13 protein-coding genes and 1 tRNA gene are annotated in these 17,800 nt (G+C 39.1%); 12 read left to right on the top strand and 2 right to left on the bottom strand.

The genetic code is table 11. The features are described from left to right. Positions 1-163 precede the first annotated feature (163 nt). From bhn_RS08250 to bhn_RS08230, 5 genes are all read left to right on the top strand, one after another. Positions 164-1,672: an RsmF rRNA methyltransferase first C-terminal domain-containing protein gene (locus bhn_RS08250; protein ID WP_083385851.1), complete on the top strand. Its 1,509-nt coding sequence runs from the start codon at positions 164-166 to the stop codon at positions 1,670-1,672. Further along, complete coding sequence (locus tag bhn_RS08245) at positions 1,665-3,389, top strand: ABC transporter ATP-binding protein (RefSeq protein ID WP_071176245.1); 1,725 nt, start codon at positions 1,665-1,667, stop codon at positions 3,387-3,389. The genes bhn_RS08250 and bhn_RS08245 overlap by 8 nt, the downstream gene beginning before the upstream one ends. After that, on the top strand, positions 3,386-5,116 hold the full coding sequence (locus bhn_RS08240) for an ABC transporter ATP-binding protein (RefSeq protein ID WP_071176244.1): 1,731 nt from the start codon (positions 3,386-3,388) through the stop codon (positions 5,114-5,116). Before bhn_RS08245 ends, bhn_RS08240 begins: the two co-directional genes overlap by 4 nt. A gap of 99 nt (positions 5,117-5,215) precedes the next feature. Then, positions 5,216-6,862: a putative manganese-dependent inorganic diphosphatase gene (locus tag bhn_RS08235; protein ID WP_071176243.1), complete on the top strand. Its 1,647-nt coding sequence runs from the start codon at positions 5,216-5,218 to the stop codon at positions 6,860-6,862. Between the two features lie 86 nt (positions 6,863-6,948). Continuing rightward, positions 6,949-7,251: a hypothetical protein gene (locus bhn_RS08230; RefSeq protein WP_071176242.1), complete on the top strand. Its 303-nt coding sequence runs from the start codon at positions 6,949-6,951 to the stop codon at positions 7,249-7,251. A 36-nt stretch (positions 7,252-7,287) separates the two neighbouring features. On the opposite strand, the gene bhn_RS08225 is transcribed toward bhn_RS08230, so the two are convergent. Together bhn_RS08225 and bhn_RS08220 are read right to left on the bottom strand one after the other, a co-directional pair. Further along, positions 7,288-7,370: transfer RNA gene (locus tag bhn_RS08225), tRNA-Leu, on the bottom strand. An 88-nt stretch (positions 7,371-7,458) separates the two neighbouring features. After that, positions 7,459-8,055, bottom strand: coding sequence for an NUDIX hydrolase (locus tag bhn_RS08220; protein WP_071176241.1), 597 nt, complete (start codon positions 8,053-8,055; stop codon positions 7,459-7,461). A gap of 189 nt (positions 8,056-8,244) precedes the next feature. Here bhn_RS08220 and bhn_RS08215 point away from each other — a divergent pair, with 189 nt between their 5' ends. The 7 genes from bhn_RS08215 to bhn_RS08185 all read left to right on the top strand — a co-directional run bounded on the left by bhn_RS08215 (position 8,245) and on the right by bhn_RS08185 (position 17,771). Then, positions 8,245-9,330, top strand: a complete 1,086-nt coding sequence (locus bhn_RS08215; RefSeq protein WP_071176240.1) for an HD-GYP domain-containing protein — start codon at positions 8,245-8,247, stop codon at positions 9,328-9,330. A 158-nt stretch (positions 9,331-9,488) separates the two neighbouring features. Next, positions 9,489-10,961 (top strand): DUF6937 domain-containing protein, encoded by a 1,473-nt coding sequence (locus tag bhn_RS08210; protein WP_071176239.1) that lies wholly within the window; start codon positions 9,489-9,491, stop codon positions 10,959-10,961. Further along, on the top strand, positions 10,961-12,409 hold the full coding sequence (locus bhn_RS08205) for a glycoside-pentoside-hexuronide (GPH):cation symporter (RefSeq protein WP_236845897.1): 1,449 nt from the start codon (positions 10,961-10,963) through the stop codon (positions 12,407-12,409). Before bhn_RS08210 ends, bhn_RS08205 begins: the two co-directional genes overlap by 1 nt. Positions 12,410-12,526: 117 nt before the next feature. Then, on the top strand, positions 12,527-12,850 hold the full coding sequence (locus bhn_RS08200) for a zf-HC2 domain-containing protein (protein WP_071176238.1): 324 nt from the start codon (positions 12,527-12,529) through the stop codon (positions 12,848-12,850). 22 nt (positions 12,851-12,872) lie between these two features. Next, positions 12,873-14,987, top strand: a complete 2,115-nt coding sequence (gene polA, locus bhn_RS08195; protein ID WP_071176237.1) for a DNA polymerase I — start codon at positions 12,873-12,875, stop codon at positions 14,985-14,987. A gap of 4 nt (positions 14,988-14,991) precedes the next feature. Beyond that, positions 14,992-15,612: a dephospho-CoA kinase gene (coaE, locus tag bhn_RS08190; RefSeq protein ID WP_083385847.1), complete on the top strand. Its 621-nt coding sequence runs from the start codon at positions 14,992-14,994 to the stop codon at positions 15,610-15,612. Further along, positions 15,612-17,771 (top strand): cell division protein FtsA, encoded by a 2,160-nt coding sequence (locus bhn_RS08185; RefSeq protein WP_071176236.1) that lies wholly within the window; start codon positions 15,612-15,614, stop codon positions 17,769-17,771. Before coaE ends, bhn_RS08185 begins: the two co-directional genes overlap by 1 nt. Positions 17,772-17,800: the final 29 nt, after the last annotated feature.

Raw genomic sequence — 17,800 nt, 5'->3', positions numbered from 1 at the left:
TCAGGCTGGCGGCCCCACCGCAGTTTACTGGGAAGTGGCAGGGCACGGCCCCAGGGAATAGTTTGCGGCTTCTCAAAAAACTGTGAATGGTAACTTAGCCTCATTATTTGTGATTTTTGATAAAAACTGATAGTATAACCATAGACTATTGGAGGATAAGATATTGTTACCTGAAAAGTTTAAAGAACGCATGAGGGCGTACCTTTCAGAAAAAGAGTATGAGGAATTTATCTCATCTTTTGATACTGATGAAAGATATCAGGCTCTTAGGATAAATGAATTAAAAAGCGATGTTTTAAGCGCAAAAGAGATGCTTTCTTACCTTGGAAATAATGTTCCATGGGAGAAAACAGCTTTTTATTATAATGAAGATCCAGCAAATATGGTAACTCCAGGAAAGCACCCCTATCATGAGGCGGGGCTTTATTACATTCAGGAGCCAAGCGCTATGTCGCCGGTGTGCTTTCTTGATCCAAAGCCTGGAGATAAGGTCCTTGATCTGTGTGCAGCTCCTGGAGGTAAGACAACTCAGATCGCTTCTAAGATGAAGGGGCAGGGCATTCTTATAACCAATGAGATAAATAGGGACAGGGCGCGAATTCTTTCTCTAAACGTGGAGAGAATGGGAATCAGTAATGCACTTGTGACAAATGAGGATTCAGCAAAGCTTGCCTCAGTATTTGAAGGCTATTTTGACAAGATATTAGTAGATGCACCATGCTCCGGTGAAGGAATGTTTAGAAAAAATGACAATGCAGCTGATGAATGGAGCATGGAGAACGTTAAGACCTGTGCCTTAAGACAGGAAGAAATATTAGACAATGCATCCAAGATGCTTCTTCCAGGAGGAAGACTTGTGTATTCAACTTGCACCTTTGCTGCTGATGAAAATGAAGAGAGCATCCTTAAGTTTTTGTGTGCTCATTCTGATTTTCATGTAGTCAAGGTGGATGCCTTTGATGGCATGGATCCGGGAAGGGCTGAACTTATTAGCCCTGAGCTTAGAGCATCATTAGAAGCTAAGGATAAAGCTCTTTTTGAAAAGAGCCTTGAACAGATTCAATATTCTATAAGGCTGTGGCCTCATAAACTTAAAGGTGAGGGCCATTTTTTGTGCGTACTTGAAAGAGATGGAGAGCTTTTAAAAGAATCATCTTTTGTGCCAGGTGGACGAAATATTCCTGCTAAGCCTGAATGTATCAAACCATTTGAAACTTTTGTTATGGAGAGCTTAAAGTTTGATAAAAAGACTTTTGAACTTAAGAGAGGAAATATATATTGCAGACTTGAAAGCGGGCAGGAACTTAAGGGCATTATATTTATGTTTGGAGATCAGATGTACCTTGCTCCAGGCGACATGCCTTCTGTAATGGGACTTAAATGTATGCGCCCGGGTCTTCACCTTGGAACTCTCAAAAAAGACAGATTTGAGCCCTCGCATGCGCTAGCTCTTTTACTAAAAAAGGAAGATGTGAATATAGCCTTTGATCACGACGCAGACTCTGATGATATCAAAGCTTATCTTAATGGACAGACCATAAGAGCTGAGCTTTCTGGGCAAAAGGGCTGGGCACTTGTTACAGCATCAGGCCTTAGTATTGGTTGGGCAAAGGCTGCAGGTGGTATGCTCAAGAATCATTATCCCAAGGGACTTAGAATAAATTATGCGTAAATTACTGGTATATTTAAATGATTATAAGAAAGAGACCATATTAGGTCCTTTATTTAAGCTTCTTGAAGCGTCTTTTGAGCTCATGGTTCCTCTTGTTATCGCAGCAATGATAAATGACGGTATCAAGACTGGCAACAAAGAATATATTATTAAGATGAGCATTATTCTGGTGCTTTTATGTCTTGTTGGCTTTATAAGTGCAGTTACTGCCCAGTTCTTTGCAGCTAAGGCAGCCACAGGCTTTGCCAAGAAGGTAAAAAGAGCTCTTTTTGATAATATTCAAAAGCTTTCTTATACAGATATGGATCAGATTGGCACTTCAGCCATGATCACCAGAATGACAACTGATGTAAATCAGGTTCAGCAGGGCGTTAATATGACCATAAGACTACTTCTTAGGTCTCCTTTTGTTGTTTTGGGAGCCATGGCTATGGCCTTTACTATTGATACAAGGCTTGCGCTTATTTTCCTAGTAACCATAGTTCTTTTGTCTGTTGTAGTGGCACTTATCATGGGATGGAGCATTCCAAGATATGGCAAGATTCAGGCTGGACTTGATACAGTTCTTAGACTTACAAGAGAAAATCATAGCGGCGTTCGTGTTATCAGGGCTTTTGGTCTTGAGGATAGGGAAGTAAAGAACTTTAATAAGCAAAATAATGCCCTTATGAATCTTCAAAAATTCGTAGGAAGCGTTTCAGCTCTTATGAATCCGCTTACTTTTGGCATTCTTAATCTTGCTGTAGCTTTTCTTATCTATAAGGGAGCAATTGTTGTTAATTCAGGAGATCTTTCTCAGGGCGATATGGTAGCTCTTTATGACTATATGTCTCAGATACTTGTAGAACTTATTAAGTTTGCCAATCTTATCCTGACTATTACCAAGGCGATTGCTTCTGGTAACAGAGTGCAGGAGCTTCTTGAACTTAAGTCTTCAATGGAAGATGGCTCAACAGATAGCTTTGAAAAAACAACTGAGCATGTTGTATTTAAGAATGTATCTATGAGATATGCTGGAGACAGCGAAGATTCTCTTGAAAATGTAGACCTTGTAGTTAATAGAGGTGAAAAGATTGGAGTTATCGGTGGTACTGGTAGCGGTAAATCTACATTCATAAATCTTATCCCCAGATTTTATGATGCTAGGGAAGGCACTGTTTTATTTGATGGCAAGGATGTTAGGCAGTACAAGCTTGACGCCCTTAGGGAGAAAATAGGTATCGTTCCTCAGAAGGCAGTTCTTTTCCATGGAACCATCAGAGACAACATCAAATGGGGCAAGAAGGATGCCACAGATGAAGAGATTTATGAAGCTTTATCTATAGCGCAGGCAAAAGAGATCGTGGATGGCAAGGAAGGCGGCCTTGACTTTGTAGTTGCTCAGGGCGGTAAAAACTTCTCAGGTGGTCAGAAGCAGAGACTTACTATTGCCAGAGCTCTTGTAAGAAAGCCTGAAGTTTTGATACTTGATGATAGTGCTTCAGCTCTTGACTATATGACTGACAAGAATTTGCGTGAAGCTATAGCCAATATGCCTGATCCGCCAACGACTTTTATTGTTTCTCAGAGGACATCTGCTGTTTCTAATTGTGATAAGATCGTGGTGCTTGATAACGGCAAAGTTGCTGGAATAGGAAGGCATGACGAACTTTTAGATAACTGCGACCTTTACAGGGAAATCTATGATTCTCAGTTCAAGAAGGAGGGAGCAGTATGAAAAAAGGAACACTTAAAAAGGTATTAAGATATGCATCAAGATACAGATTTCTTATATTTGTATCCTTGTTTCTTTCAATTGTTACAGCTCTTTTGACTCTTTATGTGCCTATTCTTGTTGGTGATGCCATTGACTGCATAGTTGATACAGGCAAGGTAGATATGGCAAGGATTGTTAAGATCCTGTATCAGGTAGTGTTTGTGGTTCTTGCAATAGCTCTTTTCCAGTGGATAATGAACATCGCAAACAATAAGATCACCTTCCAGGTTGTAAGAGATGTAAGAGAGGATGCCTTCAAGAGACTTCAGCATCTTCCTTTTGAATATCTTGATTCCAAGCAGACTGGCGAGATAGTAAGCAGAGTTATCTCTGATGTTGATCTTTTTTCTGATGGACTACTTATGGGCTTTACACAGCTCTTTACTGGTGTTGTGACTATAGCAGCTACTCTTATCATCATGTTTATGAAAAACTATAAGATAGCGCTGGTTGTAGTTTTCCTTACACCACTGTCACTTCTTGTGGCTAAGTTCATTGCTACCAGGTCCTTTAATTATTTTAAGAGCCAGAGCGAGGCCAGAGCTGATCAGACAGCCTTTGTTGATGAGATGATAGGAAATCTCTCAGTAGTTAAGGCTTTTGCACACGAAGATGAGAATATGGAAGTGTTCGATGATGTTAATGACAGACTTGAAAGGACAAGCATCAAGGCTACATTTATTTCATCACTTACTAATCCAGGAACCAGATTTATCAACAACCTGGTTTATGCTGCAGTTGCTTTATTTGGGGCTTTTGCCTGCATGTCAGGTACTATGACTATTGGCGGACTTGTCGTATTTCTTAGATATGCCAATCAGTATACCAAGCCATTTAATGAGATTACAGGCGTAGTTACAGAGCTTCAGAATTCACTTGTATGTGCTGAGAGAGTATTTGCTCTTATCGAAGAAAAAGAAGAAATCCCTGAGGATAAGGATGCACCAGAAAGCTTTGAGCCTGAAGGCGTTGTAGACTTTAAGGATGTAGCATTTTCATATGATAAGTCTAAAAAGCTTATTGAAGACCTTGACCTTGATATCAAGAAAGGTCAGAGAGTAGCCATTGTTGGACCAACAGGAAGTGGTAAGACAACTCTTATCAATCTTCTTATGCGATTCTATGACGTAGATGAGGGGGCTATCAAGATAGATGGTTATGACCTTAGAAAGCTGAAAAGACGTGATATCAGAGATAACTTTGGTATGGTCCTTCAGGAAACATGGCTTCGAAATGGAACTATAAGAGATAATATCACTCTTGGAAGAGAAGGCTTTACTGATGAAGAGATCATTGAAGCAGCTAAGGCTTCTCATGCTCACAGCTTTATCAAGAGACTTCCAAATGGTTATGATACAGTTATTTCTGAAAATGGTGGTAATCTATCTCAAGGACAGAAGCAGCTCCTTTGCATCACTAGAGTAATGCTTAGCATTCCTCCGATGCTGATACTTGATGAAGCTACATCATCAATTGATACAAGCACTGAGATCCGTATTCAGAAAGCATTTAATAGAATGATGCAGGGTAGAACAAGTTTTATCGTAGCTCACAGACTCTCAACTATAAGAGAGGCTGATGTTATCCTTGTAATGAAGGATGGACATATTATTGAAAAGGGAAATCATGAGGACTTGCTAGCTAAGCAGGGATTTTATTATAATCTTTATAACAGTCAGTTTGCATGATAAAATATGTTTTTTAAAAGTATAGCAAATATTCACTAAAATGCGTTAATATGAAATAAGGATGGTGGGTTACAGACTTATTCGTTTTAGGAGATATATATGAACAAGCAGAACAGACCGGTTATAGTAATGGGACATAAGAATCCTGATACAGATTCAATCTGTGCAGCTATAACTTACGCTAACTTAAAAAGAAAGATTACAGGCGGCGAGTACATTGCCTGCAGAGCTGGACACCTTAACGAGGAGACACAGTTTGTTTTGTCTCATTTTGGAGTAGAAGTTCCTAGCTATGTCAAGGACGTTAGAACTCAAGTTAGAGACATGGAGATCAAACAGCTCGAGGGTACAGATAGAAATCTTTCCCTAAAAAATGCATGGGCAAAAATGAGAGATAATGAGGTTGTAACTCTTTGCGTAACTGAAGATGAAGAACTTCAGGGCATTGTTACAACTAATGATATTGTTGAGACATACATGGATGTTATCGATCCAAAGATCCTTTCAGAAGCAAGTACCTGCTATAGAAATATTGTTGAGACTCTCGACGGTGAGCTTATTGTTGGTGAGATTGATGACATATTAAAGAAGGGCAAAGTTGTAATTGCGGCTGCCAACCCTGATATGATGGAGAATGTTATTGAGGAAGGTGACGTAGTAATCCTTGGTAACAGATATGATATGCAGCTGTGTGCAATTGAGATGAATGCTGGATGTATCATAGTCTGCGAGGGCGCTGATGTAGCCAAGACAATTCAGATCCAGGCCAAAGAGCATGGTACCAAGATCATCACAACTCCTCATGATACTTTCATTGTGGCAAGGCTTATAAATCAGTCCATGCCAATTGAACATGTGATGAAAAAGAATAATCTTGTAAGCTTCCATATGGATGATTATATTGAAGATATCCAGGAAGTAATGGCTCAGATGAGACACAGATATTTCCCTGTTCTTGACAAGAATGATCACTACATTGGTATGATCAGCCGAAGAAATTTCCTTGGTGCCAAGAAAAAGCAACTGATCCTTGTAGATCACAATGAAAAGAATCAGGCAGTAAATGGTGCAGACACAGCTGAGATCCTTGAGATCATCGATCATCATAGACTTCGTACCATTGAAACTGCAGGACCTGTATTTTTCAGAAATCAGCCACTTGGCTCAACATGTACTATCATCTATCTGATGTACAAGGAATATCAGGTTGAGATTGACAAGACTATTGCTGGACTTTTAATGGCTGCTATTTTATCAGATACTCTTATGTTCAAGTCACCTACCTGCACACTTATAGACAAGCAGGCAGGAGAAGAGCTAGCTAGGATCGCTGGCGTTGATTATGAGTCTTTTGCAAAAGAGATGTTCCATGCCGGATCAAATTTAAGTGGCAAGACAGCTACTGAGATCCTTCATCAGGATTTCAAGAAGTTTACTGTTGATGATCTTACTATCGGAATTGGCCAGATCAATTCCATGAGTGCTGAAGAGCTGACTGAGATCAAAGAAAAGATTATGCCTGAGCTTAGCAAGGTATCATCAGATGACGGACTTGATATGTTGTTCTTTATGCTTACAAATATCATTGATGAATCTTCTGAGATTATCTTTACTGGAGCCAAGGCACAGCATACATTAGGAAGTGCATTTGGAGTTACTCCAAAGGACGACAGCGCAATCCTTCCAGGAGTGGTATCCCGTAAGAAGCAGCTCCTTCCTAATATAGTTGAAGCAATACAAAGCTAAGATAGGAAATCTTTGATTTCCGTGATCGAAGCTTGTTCTGTCGAGCGCAGCGAGAGCAGAACTACCTTGAAAAATGGGAGGGGACTATGGACGAATTACGTATGCGACTTTTACATGAGATTATGGGTGTATATGGTCCAAATCAGGGCCAATCTATTGGTGCTGTCATTATTCCTGCTTTCCTTGGGGACTTTAAAAAAGTCCTTGAAAAGACGGACTCTTTTGATGAAGTGTCTGAGGAATATATGACAGAAGATAAGCGGATTCATTTAGTCCTTTATGGAAGAAAAGAGCTTGGACACAAGAGCTCGAACTTTGTTGTCACTGGATGCGACTTTAATGATAAGAGTCTTTTTGGTGCCTACGAAGATATGAATATAAAAATGTAAAGAAAAAAGCCTGATCGAAAGATCAGGCTTTTATAGTGCCGGCAGTGGGACTTGAACCCACACGTGGTTACCCACAACAGATTTTGAGTCTGCATCGTCTGCCATTCCGACATGCCGGCTTATAAAAGCTGTATCCCATGTGGAATACAGCTTTATTAGTTTAGCATAGGAGCTGATTATATTCAAGGAGTTTTTAAATAGATTTCTTTACATCTTGTTCTTGTAAAGATAGTAAGCAAGCACGTGAAGAGATTGCTTGAAGTCACCGCCATAGATTCTAGATAGAAGTTCTTTTTCTGAAATGGTCTCGATGTTAAGGAATTCGGTGTCATCAAGGTCCTGACCGCAGATTTTTTTGCAAGCTGTAGCGCAGTAGATGTGAACGTTACTATTTGATAATGTGGCATTTGCTGGGATTGTGAGAAGGTGAGCCCAGTTATCAGATATATATCCGGTTTCTTCTTTGAGTTCTCTCTTGGCAGCTTCAAAGGCGTCATCTTCAGTAGCGATTATGTTTTTGCTTGTTATGTATGGAACGTCGCTTTTTTCTTTGTATTCGATGGCACCAGCTGGAAATTCAGTTGTGATCTCATCAATACCATGTCTGTACTGCTTGACGCAGATATACTGTCCCTTTTCATCTGTGGCTACGATGAGAGAGAAGCTGTGCTTGGAATAGTTATATACAGGACCGATCACGGAGTCGTTAGGGAGCTTGTATTCATTTCTTCTAAAGTCGATCCATTCGTCCTGAACTACGTGTTCTTCTTTTATCAGTTTCCAGGTTAGGGCATTGTTTTGCATCTATACTACCTCTGCTTATTCGTTTTTATTTATGATGATACTCCAAGTAAGGATATTGCTACAAGATTAAATTATTTTGAAAAATTATTTCTGTAATGATAATAGTTTCTATTTGATAAATAGTAACATATAATGAGTTATGGTATAATGATTATGCTATATTTATAAATATTACGGTGGGCGGCGTGTATGAAACTAATATCTGTTGATAAACTTGAACCGGGGCTTGTTGTTTCTGAAAACATCTATACTATTGATGACAGACTTGTTCTTCCTAAAGGAACTGTCCTTTCTGACAAGGACATAGCAAGGATCAGATCTCATTCACTTTACAATATCTTTGTAGAAAATGAAAAAAAGCCTGTTCCTGTGGAAGCTCCACATAAGCCGGCTGTCGCTTTATCTTATGCAGAAAAGCTCAGAAATTCTGAAGAATTCATCAAATTTAAACAGCATATCGAAGAAAACGCTAAAGAACTAGAAGAGTCATTTAAGATGATTGCAAATGGCACTATGGCTCTTGATGTTGAGAAGCTTACAGAACCTGTTTATCACCTCTTTGTAGAAGCTGGTGGTACAGCAGGGGTTTTTGACATGCTTCACAATCTCCGCGACAACAGTGATGCAGTTTATATGCACAGCCTTAACGTTTCACTTATCTGTAATACAATTGCTAACTGGATGAAACTTCCAGAGGAAAAGGTTCAGCTTGCTACAGCAGCTGGTCTTTTACACGATATTGGTAAGGTGCTCCTTCCACAGGATCTTCTGGACAAGAGTACACCATATACCGAGTATGAATCCAGACTGTTAAAAGAGCATGTGGTAAAGGGATATGAGCTTGTAAAGGATAAGGATATTGATCAGCACATCAAAAATAGTGTCATCATGCATCACGAGTTCCGCGATGGATCAGGATATCCATTCCATATAAAGGGCGACCAGATTGACGAGATTGCCAGCATTGTAACTGTTGCCAATATCTATGACGAGCTTACCAGCAAGAGAAAGTATAGAGCACCTCTTTGCCCATTTGAAGTTATCAGTAAGTTTGAAGAGGAAGGTTATGAGAAGTTTGATGCAGATGTTATCATGACTTTCCTTACCAATATAGCCAATACCTTCATTGCAAATCGCGTTATGCTCAATAATGGGCAGACTGGCGATATTATCTATAATCATGCGGAACATTTATCTAGACCAACAGTAAAATGTGGTGAGAAATATATCAATCTGGAAATAGAAAGAAATCTATCTATCGTGGCAGTTATCTAAGGAAATTTGCACAAATATTGGAAACGAAAATTGTAAAAAACGTTTCTTGTTAATTAAACCCCAGTATCATATTATTGTTATAAGGAAACCGGATAAAATAAATCCGTTTCCTTATAAGTTGTATATGTTAGCTGGTTATACCAGCAGAATGGGTGATCATGACAGAGAAATCAAAACAGATTTTCGGAAACAAGATTAGTGACAAAGATTATCACAGTGCCATCAAATCCAAGAAAAGTTATATCAGGAAATATGGCGATGATTCCGGCGTGGATTATGGCGTACAGATTACAGACAATAACGTCATCGGACCTATACTGGGAGTGAAGAACATTGAAGTTTCTACTAAACCTTCTGAGGGTAAGATAGATACTGAAAAAGGAATTATAGTAGGAAACATCAGAATGGGGTTTGGCCATTACCGTATATCCATGGCTATGGCTTCATATGCGCATCATCTTGGACTTACTCCTTATTGGATGGATCTTAATTCTTTTAAGGAGACTACATGTACCAAGGTTATTGGAGCTCAGAATGATCTTTATTCTCTTGGATCAAGACTTTCCAAAAATCCAATTTTTAATAAGTTCGTTTGGGAACCTATGAACTACGAAGGATTCAGAGCTCTTTCATATAATGCAAAGGACCAGAAAAATGCTGAGCTTATGGCTCCTGTTTACAAAAATGTCCCAAAGGATATTCCGGTTGTTGCAACTCATGCATGGCCTGCGCAGGCAGCTGTCCATGCTGGAATGAAGTATGTAGTCAATGCAATTCCTGATAACTGGCCAATGGCCCTTCATTTATCTGAAGGCAGTGTGCATACTATACAGTGCAGAAATGCTTATATGGGCTATAGAGTGTTAAATGGCATGGATAAAAAGAAGGTTTGTAAGCCTATGCCAAAGCAGTCACTTGTATACACTGGTCATTACATTGATTATGAACTTGTCAGCAATATAGATAATGACTGCGAAGCTAGAAGGATCAGACATAGAAAAGGAAAGCCAATCCGTTTCCTTTTGACTATTGGCGGAGCAGGTGCTCAGAAAGAGATTTTTGCTGAGATCATAAAGCATCTGATACCAGCTATCAAATCTGGTATTGCAGCTCTTTATGTAAATGTTGGTGATTATAGAAATGTCTGGGATGAGCTTTGCAAAGAAATTCCAGATATGAATGCCTTAAAGACAGAGCATATGGACAATTGGGAAGATACAGTTTCTTTTGCTGAGAAATCTCTTGATCCTGAGCTTGAAATAGAGGGAATCCACGGATTCTATCATAAGAATATTTTTGAAGCAGTTTATGCAACTAATCTCTTGATGAGAAGCTGCGATGTACTTGTTACAAAGCCTAGTGAACTTGCCTTTTATCCTGTTCCTAAGCTGTTTATTAAACGAGTTGGTAAACACGAGATGTGGGGGGCAATCCATTCAGCTGAGATTGGCGATGGAACACTTGAGTGCAGAGATATACCACATATTTTGCAGATGATAGACCAGTTTATTCAGACAGATCTTGTTTGTGAGATGTGCGACAACATTGTACTTAACAAGAATATGGGCATCTATGATGGAGCCAAAAAAGTAATTGAGCTTGCGATGAAGCTTAAGGAGGAAGATAAGTGATGGAAGAGAAGATCAGTTTATCAGGGGCAGCAAAGGCTTCCTATGGACTAGGCGCAGTTGGTAAGGACATGGTATACATGCTCTCAGCGTCTTATGTTCTGTATTATTATCAGGATATTTTGGGCGTCAGTGCAGCTGCCATGGGAGTTATCCTTATGATTGCCAGAGTCTTTGATGCTTTTAATGATCCTATCATGGGCGCAATTGTTGCCAAGACAAAGACTAAATGGGGCAAGTTTCGTCCCTGGCTTTTGATCGGAACTATTACAAATGCAATCGTGATGTTCCTAATGTTTTCTGCACCTCCAGCACTTAATGGTCAGGGGCTTGTAACATATGCAGCTGTGACATATATCTTATGGGGTGTTACTTACACAATGATGGATATCCCATATTGGTCAATGATTCCTGCATTTACAGAAGGCGGCAAAGAGAGAGAAGGACTTACAACTCTTGCCAGATCATGTGCAGGTGTTGGATCAGCTATTATCACCATCATTACTGTAATGACCGTATCAGCTCTTGGACATGCCTTTGGTGGAGCTAATATTACTGATAGAGAAGTTGAGAGACTTGGTTTTTCATACTTTTCAATTATCATAGCTGTTTTATTTGTTCTCTTTACTGTTATCTGTTGCATCTTTGTAAAAGAGAAATCAACAGTAGATATGAAGACAGCATCTATTGGAGAGATGTTCAAGGCTCTTATCCAGAACGATCAGGCTATGGCAGTAGTAGTGGCTATCGTTGTTGTTAACTGCTCAATCTACATCACATCTAACCTCGTTATCTACTTCTTTAAGTATGATTTTGGTGGAACAGGCTGGAGAGGTGATTACACACTGTTTTCAACATTTGGAGGCGGAATTCAGATCCTTTCAATGATGATCCTTTATCCACTTCTTAGAAAAATGTTTACGTCTATCAACATTTATTACATCAGTATGGGCATGGCAATTTGTGGCTATATTTCACTTCTTGTTCTTGCTTCTACATCAATGAATAACGTATTCCTTTTGTTCATTCCTGGATTCTTTATCTTCGCAGCAAATGGAATGCTCTCAGTTATTACAACAGTATTTCTTGCTAATACTGTAGATTACGGTGATCTCAAGAATAACCGCAGAGATGAGTCAGTTATCTTCTCAATGCAGACATTTGTAGTTAAGCTTGCATCAGGTATTTCAGCTTTTATAGCTGCCATCTCACTTCAGATCCTTGCTTTATCAAATGATACTGCAGAGACAGCAAAAGAGATCGATTACTCAATGGGTGTTTCGCTTGCCCAGAAGATGGGACTTAGAATGGCAATGACTATCGTACCTATAATCGGACTTGTTTTTGCAATATTCTGGTTTAAAAATAAGTATTTCTTAACTGATGAAAAGCTTCAGGAGATCTCAGTTACTCTTGTACAGAGAAAGACAGAAGAAATGTCTAAGAATTAATAGGTGCCTTGCATCTTATGAGGATATATAAAAAACATCGTTTGCTTCGATTTTTCGGGGCATACGGTGTTTTTTATGCTATAATAATTTTGATTGTATTGTATAAAAGGTGAGCTGATGACTTGTAAAGATATTGAAAAGTTAATTCCATCTTTTCTTGATGATGACCTTGATAACAAGGATCTTTCAGAGTTTATTTCTCATATTGAGAGCTGCTCTGAATGTAAAGAAGAGCTTACTATCCAGTTCCTTGTTAAGGTTGGTATGAAGCGTCTTGAGGATGGTAATACATTTAACTTAAGAGATGAACTTGAACTTCTTATGAGAGATTCTAAAAAGAGTCTTAAAGCCAGAAGATATCTTGTGTTTACCAGCTATGTCCTTGAACTTGCTGTTATAGTCTTGGGTGTGATTACAGTAGTTCTTTCGTTTATTTTATAATTCTTTATATTGTTGGTGGTTTATGTCTGAAAATCTATTAATTATTAATGGTAATGAGCTGGTCAGTGATGCTTTTTACAAAACACCAGCCTTTACAGACTCTGACGGAGTTTTTGTAAATGGTGTCTATGGTGGTATCTTCAAGCTTATTTCAATATTAAAGACAAGTGAATATAAGTCTATGAGTATTTCTTTTTCTGAGGATAGTGTAAATGAAAGATTAAAGCCTCAGATATTGAAATTCAGGGAAATCATAGAAGAAAACGGTCAGGGAGAGATCGCTGTGACCAAAGAGCTTTTGGAATCCCTTGAAAATGCGTTGAAAAACCTTTCTCCATCAGGAGAAGTTAAGGGAGCTTCTTTTGATATGACTATGAAGGTTACATCTGACCTTAATGAAGTAGAAGCTCTTTTTGAAACCAGGGCTGATAGAGCTGCTTTCTATTTTCTTACGGATAAAGAAAAGATCCTTGGTCTTTCAATTACTTTTGATGGCAGTAATGTAACATATATTCCGGTTGAGAACTTTATAACTGCAGATTATCTTGGCAAGAAATTGACTTTATTAAGTGAGAAAATGAGTCTTTGCAGTTTTGATATCAAAGAAAGCTACAAGTATTTTGATCCTTATGAGTTTGTAAACAGGACAAATGGCTACAAAGATGAGGATGTATCTGGAAATAAGAGCTTTGATGTGCTGATTGGAGCATATCTTATCAATCCTCTTAAGAATGACTATGAACCTTGGGATGTTGCAAAAGAGTACCTCAAGTTAACCCTTCCAAAGAGAGCTGATCTTTTTGGAAAAGAGCCACTTGAAAATGCGGATGTTAAGGTGCTTTCTGATTATGCTTCCAAGATAGCTTATATCTGCTACAATGCTGAGCCTATTATAAGGGCTAAGCTTGTCAAAACAGGCATGGAGAGGCTTATGTATAACATAGAGATGCCTCTTTCATATATTCTTTATTCCATGGAAAAGGAAGGCATCATTGTTAAAAGAGATGAGCTTAAAGCCTATGGAGATAAGCTCCTTGTAAGGATCGATGAGCTTGAAAAGGCAATCTATGAAGCCGCAGGAGTTGAATTTAATATCAATTCTCCAAAGCAGCTTGGAGAGATATTATTTGAAAGACTTGGACTTCCTGCTGAAAAGAAGACAAAGTCTGGCTATTCAACGGCAGCTGATGTACTTGAAAAACTTGCGCCAGAGCACAAGATTGTTGCAGACATCCTGGAATACAGAGGACTTACTAAGCTTAAATCAACCTATGCAGATGGACTTGCAGCTTTTATCGCTGATGACAACAGGATACATACAAGCTTTAATCAGACTATCACTGCAACAGGAAGAATCAGTTCAACAGAGCCAAACCTTCAGAATATTCCTATGAGAACAGAACTTGGAAGACTCATCAGAAAGGTCTTTGTTCCTAAGGATGGCTATGTCTTTGCTGATGCGGATTATTCACAGATCGAGCTTAGGATCCTTGCCCATATGTCTAAGGACAAGGGACTTATCGATGCCTACCATGAAGGTGAGGATATCCATAGGATCACTGCATCCAAGGTGTTCCATGTTCCTTTTGAAGAGGTAACACCGCTTCAGAGACGAAATGCCAAAGCTGTTAACTTTGGAATTGTTTATGGTATAAGCGCTTTTGGTCTATCACAGGATCTTTCCATATCAGCTCATGAAGCAAAAGAGTATATGGAAAAGTATTTTGAGACTTATCCTGGAGTTAAAAAGTATCAGGAAGATGTTATAGCAAGCGCCAAGGCAAAGGGCTATAGCGAGACTATGTTTGGCAGAAGAAGACCTGTTCCTGAGCTTAAGGCTTCTAACTTTAATTTAAGGCAGTTTGGCGAGAGAGTTGCCATGAATGCTCCTATCCAGGGAACTGCTGCCGACATCATGAAGATAGCGATGATAGATGTTTTCTTTAAGTTAAAAGAACTGTCACTTAAGTCTAAGCTTATTTTGCAGATTCATGATGAGCTTGTCATAGAGACTGCTCCAGATGAAGTGGATACAGTAACAAAGCTGTTGGCAGAAGAAATGGAAAAGGCAGTTACTTTATCTGTGCCTATGGAGGTTGATTGCCACACAGGTTCAGACTGGTACGAGGCAAAGTAAGATAATGGGACTTATTAAGGGTAAAACAAACATAATCGGGATCACAGGCGGCGTCGGCGCTGGAAAATCCACTGTTCTTGGTTATATACGGGACAATTATAACTGCCTTGTGATCTTTTCTGATGATGTAGCTAACGAGATAAAAAAGAAGGGGTATCCCGCCTATGATGAGCTTGTTAAGCTCCTTGGAAAAGAGATCCTATCTGATGATGGAGAGATCGACAAAGCCAAGATGGCAGCGGCTATATTTAATGACAAAGATAGCCTAGAAAAAGTAAATAATATTTTGCATCCTGCAGTAAATACATATATTATAAATATTATAGGGAATGAACGAAAAAATAACGTATATGACTTTGTTTTTGTAGAAGCAGCTCTTTTGATAGAAAATGGTTATGACAAGATCGTTGATGAACTGTGGTATGTATATGCTTCTGAAGAAGCCAGAAGAGAGAGATTAAAGGCTTCTAGAGGCTATTCGGATGAAAAGATAACTGATATCTTAGCTAATCAGCTAAGTGATGAAGTATTTAGGGAGTATTGCAGCTTTGTGATAGATAACAGTACAGATCTGTCAGATGCTGCAAAACAGATTGATAATAAACTTTGGGAGTGGAGAAAGTAATGGCTAGTTTAGAACAAGCAGATCAGAAAGTTGTATTCGGACTGGATATAGGAACCAGAAGTGTTGTTGGTACAGTCGGATACATGAATGATGGACAATTTAACGTTATTGCCCAGTGTGTCGAGAAACATGAGACAAGAGCAATGCATGATGGTCAGATCCATGATATCGGTAAAGTTGGATCCACTATCAAGGTTGTCAAAGAAAAGCTTGAACAGCAGACAGATATTCATCTTACAGATGTTTGTATTGCTGCTGCTGGTCGTGTTCTTAAAACTGTCAGAACAACTTACGACTACGAGTATGTAGATGCTCACGATATTACAGAAGAGGATATCTATAACCTGGATTCTGCTGCAGTTGAGCAGGCTTATTCTGAGTTTATTAAGAACAATACATCTGATCTTAAGTTTTATCTTGTTGGCTATTCTGTTATGCATTATTACCTTGATGGATATCAGATTGCCAATCTTGAAGGACATAATGCAGGTAAGGTAAGTGTTGAACTTATTGCGACATTCCTTCCTGATGACTGCGTAGACGGTCTTTATAAGGCTTGTGAGAGGGCGGACCTTAAGGTTGCAAACCTCACTTTGGAGCCTATTGCAGCTATGATGGTTGCTATTCCAGATAGATTCAGAATGTTGAATCTTGCGCTTGTAGACGTAGGAGCAGGTACATCCGATATCTGCGTTACTGATGATGGTTCTATCACAGCTTATGGAATGCTTCCTATAGCAGGTGATGATATTACTGAGATAATCGCTCAGCACTGTCTTGTGGACTTTAATCAGGCTGATGAGATCAAGATAGCAGCAAGCCATAATGACAAGGTTGACTATGTTGATATCATGGGTCTTAACAAGACTATTTCTTCCAAGGATATCGCCAAGATCGTTAAGCCTAAGGTTGATGAGATGGCCAAAAAAGCCGTTGATGAGATCAAGAGATTAAATGGTGACAAGCCGGTCAGCGCCGTATTCGTTGTAGGTGGTGGCGGATGCGTTCCAGGATATGTTAAGGCTATTGCAAGAGAGATGGATATTCCAGAAGAAAGAGTTGCTCTTCGTGGCGAAGAAGTCATGAAGAACATCACCTTCCTGAATAATGATGGAATCGAGAGAGATTCACTTCTTGTAACTCCTCTTGGTATCTGTATCAGCTATTATGAAGAGGCAAATAACTTTATCTTTGTTTCGTTTAACGGCGTACAGACCAAGATCTATGATAATGGTAAGCTTCAGGTAGTGGACGCTGCTATGCAGGCCCAGTTCCCTAATGAAGATCTTTTCCCAAAGAGAGGTCAGGAGCTTAAGTTTACTGTTAATGGCAAAGAGAGAAGCTCAAGAGGTGAGCCCGGTGAAGCAGCTATTATCCAGCTCAATGGTAAGCCGGCTGATATCCATACCAAGATCAGGGCAAACGATATCATTGAGGTTACTCCATCTACAGCCGGAGCTCCTGGTAAGGCTGTTATTGAGAGTATTCCTGAATTTAAGACTAAGTTTAATGTAAATGTAAATGGTAAGAACATTGAGGCTTCAAGATTTGCCACAGTTAATGGACAGCCATCAACTCCTTTATATAGCATTCAGGCTGGTGATGAAGTTAAAGTTCTTGACTACAATACTGCTGAACAGATTGCAGCTCTTATGGATATAGATATCAATGAAGATACTGTAATTTTTGTTAACAACGAAAGAGGTAATAAGGATACACCTGTTTATGAGAACTTCAAGATCGAGTTTAAGGCTCAGGAAGAAGTTATCATGGACTACTATAAGGATTTCCCAAGTGCTGACGAGGTTGCTATCAGTCAGGAGAATGAGGAGTCCTATGAAAGCACAGAAGATGGCCGACTTGTAGAGGATGCTGATGGACAGCTTTCTTTTGATGATCTTCCAGATGATGATTACAAGAAGGAAGATCATGAAGTTGTAAGGAACATCCTGGCTCATGATCTTCATGTTACAGTTAACAATGATCCTATAACTCTTCATGGCAAAGCAGATTATGTATTTGTAGATATTTTCGATGCTATTGATTTTGACCTGTCCAAGCCAAATGGAAGAGCTATAGTTACAAGTTTAAATGGAGCAACTCCAGAATATCTCCAGCCTATCAAGGAAGGCGACAGAATAGAAGTATATTGGAAATAAAGCGATTAAAGACTTATCTGATATATAGA

Source organism: Butyrivibrio hungatei (assembly GCF_001858005.1).
Lineage (GTDB): Bacteria > Bacillota > Clostridia > Lachnospirales > Lachnospiraceae > Butyrivibrio > Butyrivibrio hungatei.
This window is presented reverse-complemented; position numbering and strand designations above follow the sequence as displayed.